This window comes from Anoxybacillus sp. LAT27 (genome assembly GCF_022030075.1).
In the GTDB taxonomy this organism is placed as follows: Bacteria; Bacillota; Bacilli; order Bacillales; family Anoxybacillaceae; genus Anoxybacillus; species Anoxybacillus kestanbolensis.
Window position 1 is genome coordinate 1 of sequence record NZ_JAIWYK010000110.1, and the last position, 295, is coordinate 295.

At 48.5% G+C, this 295-nt stretch carries 1 protein-coding gene; it reads left to right on the forward strand.

The genetic code is table 11. The features are described from left to right. Positions 1-295 (forward strand): mechanosensitive ion channel domain-containing protein (locus LD028_RS08730; protein WP_237811582.1); only part of this gene is annotated, 295 nt, incomplete at both ends.

A 295-nucleotide genomic window follows, 5' to 3' on the forward strand; every position in this document is an offset into this window, starting at 1 on the left:
TACCCACTTTATCTTCCGAGAGATTGGGCGCGGCAAAATTACTGTCAACGAATTCGACCCCGAGTGGGCCGATCCAACCTATAAAATTGCCCGCTTTCTAATCATCGCCTTTGCTTTAGTTCTAATCTTTCCTTATCTTCCGGGCTCAGGTTCCCCTGCTTTCCAGCAAATTTCAATTTTTCTTGGTGTGCTGATATCGCTCGGCTCAACAGGAGCTGTATCAAACATCATTGCCGGTGTGTTCCTTACATACACCGGTGCATTCCGAATCGGTGACCGTGTGCGCATCGCAGAC